This window comes from Kitasatospora sp. NPDC004289, from assembly GCF_053602875.1.
Window position 1 is genome coordinate 48,254 of sequence record NZ_JBSGEL010000030.1, and the last position, 14,909, is coordinate 63,162.

11 protein-coding genes are annotated in these 14,909 nt (G+C 71.7%); 1 reads left to right on the forward strand and 10 read right to left on the reverse strand.

What is annotated here, in order from left to right:
* Window positions 1-29: 29 nt before the first annotated feature.
* Both ACWEPF_RS21255 and ACWEPF_RS21260 read right to left on the reverse strand, forming a co-directional pair.
* Window positions 30-1,496, reverse strand: a complete 1,467-nt coding sequence (locus tag ACWEPF_RS21255) for an NF041680 family putative transposase (protein WP_452173757.1) — start codon at window positions 1,494-1,496, stop codon at window positions 30-32.
* 437 nt (window positions 1,497-1,933) lie between these two features.
* Window positions 1,934-2,242 (reverse strand): hypothetical protein, encoded by a 309-nt coding sequence (locus ACWEPF_RS21260; protein ID WP_452173758.1) that lies wholly within the window; start codon window positions 2,240-2,242, stop codon window positions 1,934-1,936.
* Window positions 2,243-2,873: 631 nt separating this feature from the next.
* On the opposite strand from ACWEPF_RS21260, the gene ACWEPF_RS21265 reads away from it, so the two are divergent.
* Window positions 2,874-3,044: a hypothetical protein gene (locus tag ACWEPF_RS21265; protein ID WP_452173759.1), complete on the forward strand. Its 171-nt coding sequence runs from the start codon at window positions 2,874-2,876 to the stop codon at window positions 3,042-3,044.
* A gap of 195 nt (window positions 3,045-3,239) precedes the next feature.
* Here the strand turns inward: ACWEPF_RS21265 and ACWEPF_RS21270 are convergent, their stop codons facing one another.
* The 8 genes from ACWEPF_RS21270 to ACWEPF_RS21305 form a co-directional block, all read right to left on the reverse strand.
* Entirely contained in the window at window positions 3,240-4,238 is a 999-nt protein-coding gene (locus ACWEPF_RS21270) for a BtrH N-terminal domain-containing protein (RefSeq protein WP_452173760.1), read from the reverse strand.
* On the reverse strand, window positions 4,235-5,053 hold the full coding sequence (locus tag ACWEPF_RS21275) for a MerR family transcriptional regulator (RefSeq protein ID WP_452173761.1): 819 nt from the start codon (window positions 5,051-5,053) through the stop codon (window positions 4,235-4,237). The genes ACWEPF_RS21270 and ACWEPF_RS21275 overlap by 4 nt, the downstream gene beginning before the upstream one ends.
* 194 nt (window positions 5,054-5,247) lie before the next feature.
* Window positions 5,248-6,111, reverse strand: a complete 864-nt coding sequence (locus ACWEPF_RS21280; protein WP_452173762.1) for a diaminopimelate decarboxylase family protein — start codon at window positions 6,109-6,111, stop codon at window positions 5,248-5,250.
* Window positions 6,112-6,119: 8 nt separating this feature from the next.
* Window positions 6,120-6,482: an SAV_915 family protein gene (locus tag ACWEPF_RS21285; protein ID WP_452173763.1), complete on the reverse strand. Its 363-nt coding sequence runs from the start codon at window positions 6,480-6,482 to the stop codon at window positions 6,120-6,122.
* Window positions 6,483-6,985: 503 nt separating this feature from the next.
* Complete coding sequence (locus tag ACWEPF_RS21290) at window positions 6,986-11,092, reverse strand: tetratricopeptide repeat protein (RefSeq protein WP_452173764.1); 4,107 nt, start codon at window positions 11,090-11,092, stop codon at window positions 6,986-6,988.
* Between the two features lie 23 nt (window positions 11,093-11,115).
* The gene (locus ACWEPF_RS21295; RefSeq protein WP_452173765.1) at window positions 11,116-11,451 is read right to left on the reverse strand and encodes a trypco2 family protein; all 336 of its coding nucleotides are present in this window, start codon (window positions 11,449-11,451) and stop codon (window positions 11,116-11,118) included.
* 128 nt (window positions 11,452-11,579) lie between these two features.
* Window positions 11,580-13,538, reverse strand: a complete 1,959-nt coding sequence (locus ACWEPF_RS21300) for an APC family permease (RefSeq protein ID WP_345280405.1) — start codon at window positions 13,536-13,538, stop codon at window positions 11,580-11,582.
* Between the two features lie 154 nt (window positions 13,539-13,692).
* On the reverse strand, window positions 13,693-14,889 hold the full coding sequence (locus ACWEPF_RS21305) for a TIGR03364 family FAD-dependent oxidoreductase (RefSeq protein WP_452173766.1): 1,197 nt from the start codon (window positions 14,887-14,889) through the stop codon (window positions 13,693-13,695).
* Between the last annotated feature and the right edge of the window lie 20 nt (window positions 14,890-14,909).

Below are 14,909 nucleotides of genomic sequence, written 5' to 3' on the forward strand. Positions count from 1 at the left end.
GACGGCGCCGGCTCACCCTGCTCACCGGCTCACTCAGCTGGTCTTCTATGGTCGAGATCGGTTGCGTTCGATGATGGTCTCGGGGCGGCGGATGGTTTTGCCGACGTCGTAGCGGGTGGCGGGCCGCTGGTTCTTCGAGCCGGGTGGTCTGCCGGGGCCGGGCCGGGTGGGTTTGGGAACCCGGACCGGGCAGGGCAGAGTCGGGCGGATGTTCCTGACCCCCGTCGGACCCGGGCGGGGGTGAGCTTGTTCGGCTGGGCTGCCCGTTCCCAGGGGCGGCGGACGTCCTCGGCGAGCGGCCGAGCGAGGCGGAGCTGGGTGTGCGCGACGATGACCAGCCATGTCCATCGGTCCGCCGCTTGCGGGGTGCGGAGCTTGGGGCGGGTCCAGCCGAGGGTCTGCTTGATCATGCGGAACGTGTGCTCCAGGTCGAACCTTCGCGGGAACGCCTGCCAGCGCAGATCGACGTCGCCGGCGCTCATGCCGGTGGCGGAGGACCACAGCCAGAGCGGCAGCGGGTCGCCTCCGCCCGGTAGGTGGTCGGCCTGAAGGCGGATCAGTGTCCCTTCGATGAGGGGGAGTTCGCTGTCGTGGTCGATCCAGGCGGATCGGGTGGTGAGCCGCGGGTGCAGGCGGTCCCAGGCCATCGCGGAGGCTGTGCCGTAGCGGTCGGTGGCCTGGACAGTCACTGTGTCGGGCTCTCCCCAGGTGCCGGGCTTGGCGAAGCGGAACTCCCTGCCGTGCTTCGGGGGGCGCCCGCCCTGGGGGTAGGCCAGGGAGTACTCCAGCTGTGTCGGCGTCGGCCGTCGCATGACCCGATCGGAGCGCATCCGCCCCAGCACTTCCACCGGCAGATCCTTCAGCAGGTAGACCAGGCGCGGGGCATCGTAGCCGGCGTCGAAGACGGCCAAGACGTCCGGATCCCCTTCACACCAGCGTTCGCTGGCGACCAGGTCCTCGATCACCCGGCGGACCTGGTCGGCAGTCACCTCAGCGACGTCGTCCTCGGGCCCGAGTCGTACGGCGTCGAGCAACTGGCACCAAGAGGTACATCCTGATTCAAGAGCGGCGACGAACGAGTACGGCCAGCCCGGGATCATCAGATGCTGGTCCCGGCCACGGCCGTAGGTGTGGCAGAACAGCCGGTCCGCGCTGCACTCAGCGTCCGGCCGCAGCCAGTTGCTCACGTCCACCGCCAGGACGAGCCGGTCGTCGGCAGCCTTCGGCTGGCGCAGCGCGGCCAGTGTCCGCCGCAGCCGTGCGACGTCGAGTCGGCCGCGGTTGAGCGCGTCGTACAGCGCGCCGTGCCCACGCCGGTGCTCCGGCAGCAGCGTCAGGTCAACGGGTGCTGTCACGGGACCGTCCGCGCACAGCAACGCGTCCACGAGCTCGAACAGCTCATCCCTCCGCGCGGTCAGACACGCGAAGAAGGCCTCCCGGAAGTGTGACGCTTCAGCGAACGGATCCCGCCTGGCATCGCGGTACAGCAGACTCATCCCCCACGGCCTTCGTCGAGTTCAGGTGCGTCCTTGGTCGGAGCACATGATCAGACGAAGGCCGTGCCCACGTCCGGCGAACCCCCGAATGAGCGATCCCGTTCGAGGCACCGTTCGACCGAGATGGAAAGGCACAAGCTGAGCGCCCGAGGCAGACCCTGTGCCTACGGGCCTGCCGGCCCGGCGGCAGTTCGCGGTGCCTGCCCGATCGGCCGGAGCACCCGAGGACCGGTTAGCGTCGGGCGTCGCCGGGGGCCAGCAAGCTGGTCACGTCCGCGATGGCCTGTGCCGAGGGCTGAACAGCCGTCAACAGCCGGGGCCCGGGCACCGACCACACGGTCAACGCCCGAGCCCTGCCCCTTTGAGGTCGTCCCCGCCAACAACCCGCCACCACCATGTTCGAGACGCCGTTCGGGGCGGGTGGCTAAAGCGCAAGGTCAGGCCCGGTGCCTGAACCAGAGGTTGACCCGCTGGACACCATTTCCGAAGTACCCCGGTGCGCAGTAGTAGTACTCCTGGGGATCGCGGGGAAACACGTGGTCGAGGTAGTAGTTCTGCTCGTCTTTCGCCTTGTTGCAGCCGTTCCAGTTGTCGGCGCTGACACCCGTGTCGTAGGTACGCACCAGGTCGTTGGCGTACGAGACGTTGGCCGCCGCGAAAGCCGTCCCGGTGCTCGCGGTGATTGCCCCGGTGGCTGCGGCTCCAGCCAGCAGGAGGGCAGCCGAGGCCCGTGCGATGCGCTTCATGTACAGGATCTCCTTCGTAGTGGACACCGCTCCGGGGCCCTGCCCGCGGAACAGCTCCACTGTGTCGTCGCAGTCATCCATGCGGCATCAGTCATCTGACTGCTGTCCGTACTCGCCCCAGAGAGGCGAGTACCCTGCCCCTTTGAGGTCGTCCCCGCCAACAGCCCGCCACCACCATGTTCGAGACGCCGTTCAGGGCAGGTGGTTAAAGCGCTAGCTCAGTGCCTGATCCTGAAGCCTGCGCGTCAAGTTCGGCTTGGAGTGGCCGGCCCTCCCTAGGCTGGGTGACGGGTGTGGCGGTCTGCAGTGCGGTGAGCTGCTCGTGGTCGGGGTCCGGTTGGAGGCGCCGTTCTGCCCGGCACGTTGGCGGGGTGCGCCGCAATGGGGGCAGGCCGTCTGCTCACTCGAACGGGTGAAGCTCGTGACGTTGGCCGGTTCCGTTCGCTGATGCCCCCTGGCTTGCTGCTGCACTGGTCAGCCCGCCCTCACTCCCGCAGGTGCCGGTGGCGGTGACCTGAACCAGGCGGCGACGGCCCCGCGCCCGGCCCCAAGCCCCAAACACCCGCGGGCCTGATCTTGTACCGTCCGCCGCGTCACACCCGATCCGCGACAACCGAGGAGACTCACCGCGATGGACCGCGACACCTGGATGGCTCAGAACGGACTGCACCTCAACGAACACGGCGCCCCCGTGGACGCCAACGGAGTCGAACACTTCCAGCCCAACGACGCGTTCGAACTCCTCGACGCCGTCAGCTCCAGCGACCACGTCGCGCACCAGTCCGACGACGTCCTCGGATAAGCCCGCCGAGCCCCGCCAAGCCCCCGGACCGGGAGCAAGTGGCACACCGAAACGCACCAACACGACACGACCAGAACCATGGAGGTGTTCGCTTCGCTGTCACCGTGACAGCGAAACGAACACCTCCAGCCGTGCCAAGACCACCATCAATACCCTGACCAGGCATTACGGGTTCAGAAAGGGGCACTCACCGGCTCACCGCTCCTCCAGTCGGCTCAGCACCTGCATGGCCTCGCGCTCGATCCGGGCCAACTCGCCCAGCAGCGGGGCCGCTTCGTCGAGCCGGGCCTGCCCGTCCGGGGCACCGGCCCGTCCGACCAGGGCCGCCACCTCCGTCCAGAGCCCGGCCGCCTCGGCGTACAGCGCGTGGCCGGTGCGCAGCCGGTCCCCGCCGATCAGCCCGAGGCACTCCGCGAGGAAGTCCCGGTAGAGGTTGCGGAACAGCGCACCACCGGTGCCGGCCCGTTCCATCAGCAGGGCGGCCTGCGGCAGGTCACGCTCCGGATCCGCGGCGCGGTCGCGCCAACCACCCACCATCTTGGCCGTCTTGGCGATACCGCGGTGGCCGAGGTTGGCGATCGGCGGGTTGAGGAAGGCCTCGGCGCAGGCGGTGACGGCGGGCACGATCTGCCGGTACGGGTCGAGCGCCCCGGCGGCCGGTACCGCCAGGGTGAAGGAGCGGTGCTTGGCGGCCATCGGACCTCGGGCCGCCCTGGCCTCCGCGAGGCTCGCCAGACCGGTGGAGACGGCGCCGCCCTGCTGCGCCGTGTCCACCAGCAGCGCCCGGCCGTCCCCGTAGCCGTACAGCGCCACCACGTGACCGGAGAAGTGCGCCTTCGAGGTGAAGTACTCCAGGTAGTGGCTGTCGAGCTGGAGCCCCACCGGGCGGCCGTCATCCTCCACCGCCGCCCGTACGTTCTCCCAGGCCCTGCCCGGGGAGGTGGTCTCCCGGACCACGAGGTCCAGGGCCAGCCGGGCGGCCAGGTTGCGGGTGAGCTCGAAGGGCCTGACCCTGCCGCCCAGGAAGGGGAAGTCCATGCCCTTGCCGTCCCAGTAGACGAAGGAGAGCCCGGAGCCGAGCCCGAAGAGCATCGGCTCGGACAGGTCGATCCCTTCGTGCCGCAGCAGCACCCCCAGGGCCGTGGTCTCGCAGTGCTGCCCGCCCCGGGTCTCCACACCGGCCACCGTGCTCATGCGCTCTGCTCCTCGCTCTCGCGGACCGGGATCACCAGCCGGGTCATCAGTTCCTCCTGCGGGGCCTCGTGCGGGCCGACCAGGTACGCCTCCCGGGCCGGAGCCAGCGGGTGCAGCCCGCGCTCGTGCACGGCGGCGAACAACGCGTGGTAGGCGAGCGGGAGTTGGGCGTACGAGCCGGTGTGCACGGTCTCCACCGCCATCCCGCCCGGCAGAATCACGGTCTCCAGGCCCTCCACCTCCGCCGCCATGGTCCGCGCGCCGACGGCGATGCCCATCGGCTCCGCCAGGTCCAGCGGGTACAGCCCCCACAGCGGGGGCTCCCACCCCGTGCCGGAGCGGGCCAGCGCGGGCAGCAGACGGCCCGCGCACGCCCCGAAGGCCTCGGCGATCCGGTCGGGAGCGCAGTCGCCCCGGACCACGGCCAACCGCAGCTCCGGCTCCTGAACCACCGTCACCGCGTAGCCCTGCTCCGGCAGACCGCCCTCCGCCAGACGCTCCAGCAGGCCCAGCCGCACCTCGTCCCGCCGGATCCGCTCGGCCACCCTGTCCCGCTCGGCGCGCAGGATCTCCGCCCGCTCCCCCGGCCCCGCGGCCAAGGCTCGGGCGATCACGGCCAGCGGAAGGTCCATCTCGCGCAGCAGCGCGATGGTCAGCGCGTCCCGCGCCTGGGCCGGTTCGTAGTACCGGTAGCCGGTGGCCCCGTCCACCCGGGCGGGCGCCAGCAGGCCGGTGTCGTCGTAGTGCCGCAGCTGCTTGACGCTCAGCCGGCACAGGCGGGCGAACCGCCCGATGGTGAGTAGCTCCTCGTGCACGCCCCCATCGTGGACCCTCCCCCCGTGGGAGGGTCCACCCGGAGGCGGTCCGCGGCGCGTCCGGTCCGGCCCTGGTCGCCACCGCCGACCCGCGCGGCGCGGCCGGCTCCGGCCGCACGAACCGACGGTCCGCCTCGGGAGAGGCGCACCGCCGGGAGGACGGGTTCCGGGGAGCCGCAGCAGGCGTCGGCCCCTCACCCCATCGGGTCGGCGGTCGTCCTGAAGGACCGGTCGTCAGTCGCCCCGGCGGGGCCGGTGACCTCGCGGCCCGGCTCCAGGGTCAGCCTGGGCACCGCGAGGCCCGCCTGGGCGCAGCCGTGGGCCAGTTCGGCCCGGAGGCGGTGAGCCAGGGCGGACAGCACGGGCGGAGCCAGGTCGACCGGACCGTCGGCCCCGGTCTCGCCGCCGAGGTCCAACTGCCTCAGCTGGATTCCGTGTTGCTCCCGCGTCCGAGCCATCAGCCCGACCATCCGGCGTACGGCGGCCAGGTACGGCTTGAGCGTCCCGGGCTGGGCACCGACCTGGCAGGAGAGGCCGACGAGTTCGAGCTCGGGCCGGCGGACGAGGCGGGCGATGGCATGCTGGGCGGATCCGTCGGTGACGCAGAGGCCGGGCCGCGGGCCGGCCGGGCCGGCGAGCGTGCGCCCACCCGCCCCGACGCCCGGCAGCACCGAGAGCAGCACCTGCTGGCGGGTACCCGGCGCGACCAGCGCGGCCAGCCGCGCACTCTCCGAAGCGCTGTCGAGGACGATGCGCCCCACGCCGAGTTCCACTGCGGCGCGCAGGGCCTCGGGGCTCCCGGCACCGCCGTGCAGCAGGATCCGCCCCGGCGGGAGACCGGCCGCCACCGCCAGGTCCAACTCCCTCGTCGAGCGCACCTCCAGGCCCAGCCCCTCCTCCCGGACCCACCGGACGACGGGGCCGCAGAGGTACGGCGGCGCCACGTGCACCACGTCGGCATCCGGGAAGGCGGAGCGGTAGGAACGGCACCGGTCGCGGAGCCCGGCCTCGTCGGGGACCCACACGGTCGGGTGGGCGGTGGGCCGCGCGATGGACACGAGGGGCCTCAGCCGATCGGGAGGTGGCGGCGGGCGGTGGTTCGGGGGGCGTCGATCCGCAGGGGGTCCCAGGTGTCCACGGCGGGTGCGGGAGCGGAGAGTTGGGGATCCACGGTGAGGACGGTGACGCCCATCGGCTCGGCGAGTGCGCGCAGGGCCGGTTCGGCGAGCCGGATCCACGGCTGCTGCGGACCGAGCGCGGCGGCCAGCAGCTGCCCCGTGGTGAACCCGACGGCCGTCCGGGCGCCGAGCGCCGTGCGGAAGAACCGGGCGGTGCACCCCGTCGGCCCCGGCCGGACGGGCACGTAGAGCGGTCCGGCCGGGGCGGGTTCACACGGCTCGGAGTCCTCGGTGCACGCGCACTGCGGCATGGCTATTCCTCTCCTCGGGCAGGGTCCGGCCACCGAAGCCGGCGGCGGGCACGGTGCTGACGCTACGCCCACCGACCATCGGCCCCACCACCGTACTGACGGACGTTTGACACGCAACACCCGCTTCCTGACGCGGCGTTGGCGTCTACCGCCCCGCCCACCGACCCCGATCACCCGCACGGCACGGCGGAGGGCGCGGCCGCCGGACCGGCTGCCGCGCCCTCTCCCCCATCACCTGGCCGTGGCCGGTGGCCCGGCGGGGATTCCCCCGCCGGAGTGGAAGCGGAGCGTCCCCCACGGACCGCCCCGACTCCCTTCGAGCACGACCCTAGGCGCACACACGCGCCCTCCCCGCCTCCCCTGACGCCCTCCTTGCGCCCGCACCACCGATCCTGACGCCCCCTTGGCACCGCCCCGCCCACCAGACCCGCCGAGGCCACGGCCCCGCCGTAGTGCACCAAGACCTGGGCGGCCGCAGCTCGCAGGCTGTGAACGGATGAGGGCTACGAAGGTCGGCCTCGACCCCAGCGCCTGCCCGCCCGCTTCGCCGCCTTCTCCGCGATGGCCGCATTCCGCCGCGCCACCTCCTCGCCTCTGCGGTCGTCGAACGCGGCGAAGATGGTGGCGGCCTGGGTGTGCGCGTCGATGGCCTCCTCGAACCTGCCCAGGTCCCTCAGCACGATGCCGAGGTTGTTCAGTGTCTTGGCTCCGCCATGGTGATCGCCGAACTCCTCGCAGATGATCAGGTCGCCGGCGTAGGCACGGACAGCCTCGTCCAGTCGCCCTACCTCGCGGAGAGCGATGCCGAGGTTGTTCAGCGCCTCGCCTTCGCTCTGGCGGTCGCCGAGCGCCTGGTAGACGGCGAGTTCACTGATGTGCGCTTCGACGGCTTCGTCGAACCGACCGGCGTCCTGCAGGGCGAGGCCGAGGTTGTTCAGGGCACGGCCTTGGCCTTGATGGTCGCCCAGCTCGCGGCAGGAGGTCGCGGCCTGGGCAAGGACGCGGACTGCCTCGTCCGGCCGGCGCGCCTCTCGCAGGGTGTCGCCGAGGTCGTTCAGGGCCTGGCTCTCCCCGTGGCGGTCATCGAGGTCCCGGAAGACGGCGAGGGCCTGGGTGTGGGTGTCGACGGCCTCGGTGAGCCTGCCCAGTTCCTGCAGCGCGACGCCGAGGGCGGCCAGGGCCAGGCCTTCTCCGTGGCGGTCATGGACCTCACGGAAGAGCATGAGGGCCCGAGTGTGGGCTTTGGCGGCCTCGGCGAATTCACCCCGTTCCTGCAGGGTGATGCCGTAGTCGTTCAGCGAGTGGATCTCACGATGGTGGTCACGGGGGGAGAACGTCGGCGAGGAGAGCTTGGCGCCGATCGCGCTCTCCTCGGCCGATTCCCTCAACTGCGCGAGCTGGCCGCAGAGTTCCTCCAGCTCCGGTGTGGCAGTGAACCATTCTTCGCGGGCGTGGGGACGGATCCCGTCCATGGTGGTGATCGCTCGGAGGAACATGCCGACGTGGGCATCGGGGTCCTGGACCACCAAGCGGTACGCGTGCAGGAGCGCGGCCAGCGCGGGTTCGAGGGCCGCCTGCCACAGGCCGGCTTCGATCAGGACGTTCGCGACCCGGGAGAACAGGTCGGCGGAGGGCATCTCGTCGAAGTCGGTGTAGTCGAGCCGGTACCACGTGTCGAGTGCACGACGGAGACCGCGGAGGAACTCGGCACCGGGGGCGCCGTCGTTCTGCCACAGGCACAGCTGGAGGGAGTTCACGCAGATGCCGTAGTTCGTCGTCTCGCTGTCCAGCCCGAGCCGCCGTTCGTGTTCGGCGAGGGCGATGGACTCCTCCATGGCGGAGCACGCCTCCGGGATCTCCTCAAGGTGCTTGTGGAGGACGGCGAGGTTGGCGAGTGCCGTGATCAGCACCCATCCGCTGTGCTGGGGGTCTCGGCGGGCAGCGGTCCGGCCGGCTTCGACCAGGTCGGCAGCGATCTGCCGGGCTTCCGCGATCCTGCCCGCCTTCATCAGGAGTGCGAGGAGGTTGGACCGCCGAAGCGTCAGATCGAACAGTTCGTCAGGGTCTTGTTCGGCGAGCTCCGTCGTGGTCTCCACCGCGCGGTGCAGAGCGTCCGCGGCTTCGTCCACGCGGCCCTCGTTGCGGAGCATGTCGGTGAGGACCTGGAGCTTGAAGGGTAGGGCCTCCCGGGCATCCGGATCGGCCGGTGCCAGTTCCTCGAACCGGTCGATCGCCCGCCGCGCCTGGCGTATCGCCTCGTCGTGGCGTCCGAGCATGCGGAGGTCGGAGCTCAGGTCGTCCAGCGCCTGGGCGTGCATGTGGTCCCGGCCGGGGGTGTCCGAGGCGACTGCCTCCCAGAGGCTCAGCCGTTCCTGCCCGACCTGCAGGGCCTCCTCTCTCCGGCCGACCGTGCCGAGTGCGTGGTTCAGCCCTGCCAGAGCGCGGGCGAGCTCGATCCGGGAGGCCGTCGAACCGTCCTGGGCCAGCTCGCGCCGCACCGAGACGTCCTTCTCGGCCAGCAGCAGTCCGAGCCTGCTCATGCGCCCGAGGTCGCCAACGCGCCTACGGCTGAGCATGGGGACGAACGAGAGTTCGGAGAGCGTGCTCGGCGCGAAGTCGACGGACTCCACGGCATCGAGCAGTGCCCGTTCGACGTCGGCCAAGCGCTCCGCGTCGTCGATGCCGTTCGAGGCGCGGACCAGGACCGTGAACAGCCGGACCTGCTGCTCGGCCGAGCAGCGCCTCAGCAGGGCAGCCAGCGGGACCGGTCGGTCGAAATCCAGGAGCACACGGACGGCGTGGTACTCCCCGACACGGTCGGGTTGGATTCCTCCCCAGTACCTTCCCGGCCCGGGCGGGTAGAGGGTGCGGAGCCAGGACGCGACCCAGTAGGCCCGGTCGGCCGGGACGTCCGGGAGCGTACTGATCACCGCGACGGCCTCAGCCGGGTCGGCTGCCCCACACATCGTCGCGACCGCGACGGCCCTCTGCAGGTGGTCCGTGTCACCAGCAGGTCCGAACCGTTTCGCGGAGCGGATCCAGTAGCGCTGCTCGTGCCGCAGCAGCGTGGCTTCGTGGGGCTCCTCACCCGCCTCGACCGGCTTCGAGCCGCTCTGCAGGAGGGCGACGAGCGCGGCCATCTGCACGGTGAGCGCGGATTCGTAGACCGGGTCGTCCGGATCGCGCGGCGCACGCAGGACGCTGCCGAGCGCGGGCCACCCTGCCGGTGGACGGCCCGGCAGCTCGGGAACCGTCTCCAGCAGCTCGGACAGATCCGCCACCGCGTCGTCGTACAACGCGACCCGGTCCTCGGCCGGACCGTCCTCGGGTGCCAGCGCCCGCAGTGACGACACCGGTGCTCGGGCGAGGATCTCGTCGGCGTGGGCGGCGGTGAGCGCGTCGGTCCGCCACCGCCCGTCCGCACGGGCGAGGAGCAGGAGGCGCGTCCGGTGCCGGCAACTGCGAAGGCGATCGATGACGTGCCGCACCAACAGCGGGCGTACGTCCGCGTAGTCGATCACGATGAGGAAGGGGAGCGCGGTCTCCAAGGAGTCGAGCTGGCCTTGGTCGAGATCGCGGAGCTCGCCCCGCAGGTGCCCGGTGACCCACCCCTTGGCGTGGAGAAGCTCGCTCAGCCGACGCGCGAGACGGGACTTTCCCTGCCCGCCGGGCCCGGTCATCACCCGCACGGCAAAGGGAGCGTCGTCCTTCTCGCACCAATCGCCGAGTTCCCGCAGTTCCTCCTCGCGCCCGCGGAAGCGGACGGCCTCGGCATCCGCGCGCAGCAGCATGGTCGGGGACAGCGGATCCCGCAGCTTCGCCGCCGGTTCCAGCAGCGCCGAGGGCTCCACGGCCTCCAGCACGGGCGGCCACTTGCTGTGCCTGGCGATGATCGCGGTGAAGTGGGGGTCCTTGAAGAGCACTGACGTCTGGGCCGCGGTCAGGCGTGTGCCCTTCCCACCCCGGCCTGTGATGTCGGCCCACACCACCCCGCACAGCAGATCGCCCTGGGGGCTCTCGGCGATCACGGCGGCTCCCGACATTCCGGACCAGCCGGTGGTCCTCGGCGGAGTCTCCACAGGGCGGGTGGCGTCGTCGCTCACGATCTCGTAGCGGCCCGCGTGCCCCCCGATTCCCGGCACGAGCCGTCCGCTGACCCGCCCGTCCAGACGCCGGTTCGTGGCGACCCGGGCGTCCGAGGACCTGCTCCCGGCCGTGTCGTCCTCCATCCGGGGGAAGCCGGCGATGGAGACCTCGTGCGGCCGGTCCCCAATGACCACCCCCCACCGCTGCGGAGGCCACATGTGCGTGTCGGCCAGCGACTCGGGCACCGCTTGGTGCGCCTCGCTCCGGGACAGGTAGGACGGCTGGATCTCGACGAGCGCCGCGTCCGTCACCTTGTTGATCCGCAGCCACACCACCTCTGCGGGAAACTGCTCCTCACCGCCGTCAGGTCGCCGTACCGTCAACCTGACGCCCGCTGACTTGATGGCGTCCTCGACGACGTGCCCGGCCGTCAGGACGAGCCCAGGAGCCACCATGTACCCGGACCCGAACGCCGTACCGTCCTCGCGGTGGACCCACAGCTGTACTCTTCGGTCGAACTCCACCGTTCCCCCAATGTGCCGCGTCGTTACGGGTGGTTCGCCTGCACCTCGTCCCTGACGAAGACGACCTCTCCGGCACCGTCCTGCGGAGTGAGCTTCACGGTGACCTTGTGCGTGGCCTTGCTCGCCCGCTCGGCCTTGCCGCCCGCGCTGACCACCGCGAACCGCAGGCCCCCGTTCACGCTGCGGGTTCCCGTCAGCTCCATGCCGAGTTCGAGCGTGATCTCCCCGACGGCGAACCGGACATCGCTGTCATCGGCCGGACTCTCCGCGGCCTGCCGCTGGGCCTGGGCGATCTGCCGGCGCAGCAGTGCCACCGCGTCGGCCAGGTCCATCCACTCGTCTCCGGAACTGTTTCCCATGTATGGCCAACTCCCATTGCCGTCATGTGCGTTGGCCACGACCGTTCCACAGGGCACGGAACCGGGCGGGGTTTTCCGACAAGTCCGTGCGGATTCGTTACCCGTGCGGCTGCGATCGCGGGTCCGCCCTACCCGACGTGGACGCGGGGGCGGCGGGAGCGGTCCGGTTCGGCCTCGCGGAGGACCTCGCGGGTGACCGGGGCGACCTCGCCCTGGCCGAGCAGGAAGAAGCGGAAGAACTGGGCGAAGGGGCTGCCCTCGGTCCACTCGAAGTAGATGTGCGGCCGCAGCCCGGTGCGGTCACGGACCGTCAGGAGCAGGGCGGCCAGGGCGTTGGGGACGCTGGAGCTCTCCAGGGTCAGCACCCGGTAGCGGTCGTGCAGCACCTCGCCGCACACGGTCAGCTCGGCCTCGAACTCGGAGGGGTCCCTGACCGTGACCTCGACGAAGACCAGGTCGTCCTCCTCGGGGATGTCGTTGTCGGCGCGGATCTGGCGCTTCTTGTCCCGGTACTCGGCCAGGTCGCGGCGGTCCGGCTCGTTGGCGACCAGGCGCAGCGGCCGGTGGGTGTAGTCCCGCAGGAAGCGCTCGGCCGCTTCGTCCAGCACCACGTCGGTGACCCGCAGTTCGAAGGCGCGCTTGAGCCGCGAGAGCAGCGAGACCAGCACGATCGCGGCGATGAAGCAGGCGCCGATCTTCACCCCGTCCGGGCGCTCGGCGACGTTGTCGCCGGTGGTGTAGACGAAGACCGCGGCGATGGTGGCGAAGGCGACGGTCCAGCCGCGCTGGCGGGCCTTGCGGGCGGCGATGGTCACGGCGATGGCCGCCGAGGTGATCAGCACCAGGACGCCGGTGGCGTAGGCGCCGCCCTGGGCGTCCACCGAGGCGTCGAAGATCCAGGTCACCAGGAAGGCGATCAGGGTCAGCACGATCACCATCGGCCGCACCGCCCTCGCCCAGGCCGGGGCCATGCCGTAGCGGGGCAGGTAGCGCGGCAGCAGGTTGAGCATGCCGGCCATCGCGGAGGCTCCGGCGAACCACAGGATCAGGATGGTGGAGAGGTCGTAGACGCTGCCGAAGGTGTTGCCGAGGTTCTCGTGCGCCAGGTAGGCCAGCGCCCGCCCGTTGGCCGGGCCGCCGACCTCGAAGGCGGACTCCGGGATCAGCAGCGTGGTGACGAAGCTACTGGTGATCAGGAAGGTGCTCATGATCAGCGCGGCGGTGGTCAGCAGCTTGCGCGCTCCCCGGATCCGGCCGGTCGGGCGCTCCTCGGTGTCGCCGGGGTCGCCCTCGATGTGCGGCATCACCGCCACGCCCGTCTCGAACCCGGACAGGCCCAGCGCCAGCTTGGGGAAGACCACCAGGGCGACCCCGATCATCGCGAACACGTTGCCGTGCTCGGTCGTCAGGGCCGAGGACCAGTCCTGGACGACGTGCGGCTCCTGGGTCAGCTGCCACAGCCCGTTGCCCACCACGACCACGTTCAGCGCCAGGTAGACCGCGACCAGCACCACCGCGACGCCCATCGCCTCGCTGAACCCCTTGAGGAACACGGCGCCCAGCAACGCGATCAGCACCAGCGTGATCAGCACCTGACGCCCCGACAGGGCGTCGTGCAGGTGTGGGTTCTCCACCAGGTGGGCGGTGGCGTCGGCCGCCGACAGCGTGATGGTGATCATGAAGTCGGTGACGGCGAAGCCCAGCAGCGCCAGCACGAACAACTTCCCCTGCCAGAACGACAGCAGCCGCTCCAGCATCGCGATCGACCCCTCGCCGTGCGGGCTCTCCGCGGCCACCCGCCGGTACACCGGCAGCGCGCCGGCCAGGGTGACCACCACCAGCACGATGGTCGCCACCGGCGACAGCAGCCCGGCCGCCAGCGCCGCGATGCCGGGCTGGTAGCCGAGGGTGGAGAAGTAGTCCAGGCCGGTCAGGCACATCACCCGCCACCAGCGCGCGCCCTTGTGCCCCTCCGGGCCGTCCGCGTGCGGCCCCGGGTGCTGCTTGGCCCGGTCGGACAGGCCCTCCAGCAGCCAGGACCGCAGCCTCGACCCCCGCGACACCGCGTGCGTGTCCGCTGCACCCACCGCACCGCTCCGTCCGCGCAGCCGTACGCCACCGGGCCCGGTGACACCGCGTCAGGTTAGGTGATCATCAGCCGGGCCCCCGGCGGCACCACGCCGCAGGTCAGCCCTTCGGCCGCACGGGCTCCCGGCGACCTACCGACCGCCCGACGGGCCGTCAGAGCGCGGTCGGCCCCAGCTCAGTCGGCCCCAGCTCAGTCGGCTCCAGATCGGTCGGCTCCAGCTCGGTCGGCTCCAGCGTGCCCGCGAAGGTGCGGGCCGCGAGGCCGAAGGAGAGCGTCATGCCGACGCCCGAGGTGACCGAGAGGGCCCGGACGCCGGGGGCGAGGTCGCGGACCAGCAGCGGGCCGCGGGCACTGCTGGCGTAGACGCCCTGCCAGCGTTCGAGCACCTCCAGGCGCTCGACGCCCAGCACGTCGGCGATCGCGTCGAGCAGCAGCCGGGAGACCCGCTCGTCCAGGAACGGCGGGGTGGTGTCGTCGTAGTGGTGGGAGTCCCCCGCCAGGATGGTGCCGTCCGGCAGGCCGGTGAACATGACGTTGGCGCCGATCTCCACCAACTCCGGGCTGTGGGCGAGGACTTCCTCGCGCAGCCGGGCCGCCGAGGGCTGCGCGGTGAAGGCGTCGTAGCGCAGCATCGAGGTGGCCGTCAGCACGGCGGAGTCGGTGCGGAAGGCGGCGGGGGCCTTGACCCGGGCCATGTTCAGGCGGCAGCGCTCGATCCCGTGGCGCTCGGCCGGCTCCGGGAAGAGGTGGTCGAGGTCGTGGCCGACGCAGACCAGGATCTGACGGCCGTGCACCGGGCCGCGGCTGGTGTGCACGGTGCCGGGCTCCACGCCGGTGACGGAGGTGCCCCACCGGATCTCGGCGCCGGGCTGCTGGGCGATCCACGCCGCCAGCGCGGGAGCCGCCTCGCGCGGGTCCACCCGCAGGTCGTCGGGGAGGAACGCCCCGCCGACCAGGTCGCCCACGGCCGGCCGGCCGAGCACCGCGGCGGTCTCGGCCGCGCTGCGCAGCCGCACCGCGTCCCCGCCCCGGTCGGCGTGCAGCTCCTCGAGGACGGCCGCCTCGGCCTCCGAGCGGGCCACCACCAGGGCGCCGGCCTCGCGCGCCCAGAACCCGGCGGCCGCGGCCGCGCGCAGCCAGCCGCTGCGGGAGAGCCGGGCGATGTCGAGCAACTCCCCTGACTGGGCGCCGATGCAGCAGTGTCCGAAGTTGCGGACGGACGCGCCCACCGGGCGCCGGTCGCGTTCGACGACGGTGACGGACAGGCCGTTGGCGAGGGCCTCGAAGGCGTGTGCGAGGCCGACGATGCCGGCCCCGACGACGACCAGGTCAGAAGGTGCGGTGCTCATGCCGCCCAGACTTCCCTCCG

What these genes read in the sequence shown, in the direction of transcription:
- ACWEPF_RS21255 (WP_452173757.1), bottom strand. Translation starts at nt 1,496, where the DNA reads ATGAGTCTGCTGTACCGCGATGCCAGGCGGGATCCGTTCGCTGAAGCG.
- ACWEPF_RS21260 (WP_452173758.1), bottom strand. Translation starts at nt 2,242, where the DNA reads ATGAAGCGCATCGCACGGGCCTCGGCTGCCCTCCTGCTGGCTGGAGCC.
- ACWEPF_RS21265 (WP_452173759.1), top strand. Translation starts at nt 2,874, where the DNA reads ATGGACCGCGACACCTGGATGGCTCAGAACGGACTGCACCTCAACGAA.
- ACWEPF_RS21270 (WP_452173760.1), bottom strand. Translation starts at nt 4,238, where the DNA reads ATGAGCACGGTGGCCGGTGTGGAGACCCGGGGCGGGCAGCACTGCGAG.
- ACWEPF_RS21285 (WP_452173763.1), bottom strand. Translation starts at nt 6,482, where the DNA reads ATGCCGCAGTGCGCGTGCACCGAGGACTCCGAGCCGTGTGAACCCGCC.
- ACWEPF_RS21295 (WP_452173765.1), bottom strand. Translation starts at nt 11,451, where the DNA reads ATGGGAAACAGTTCCGGAGACGAGTGGATGGACCTGGCCGACGCGGTG.
- ACWEPF_RS21305 (WP_452173766.1), bottom strand. Translation starts at nt 14,889, where the DNA reads ATGAGCACCGCACCTTCTGACCTGGTCGTCGTCGGGGCCGGCATCGTC.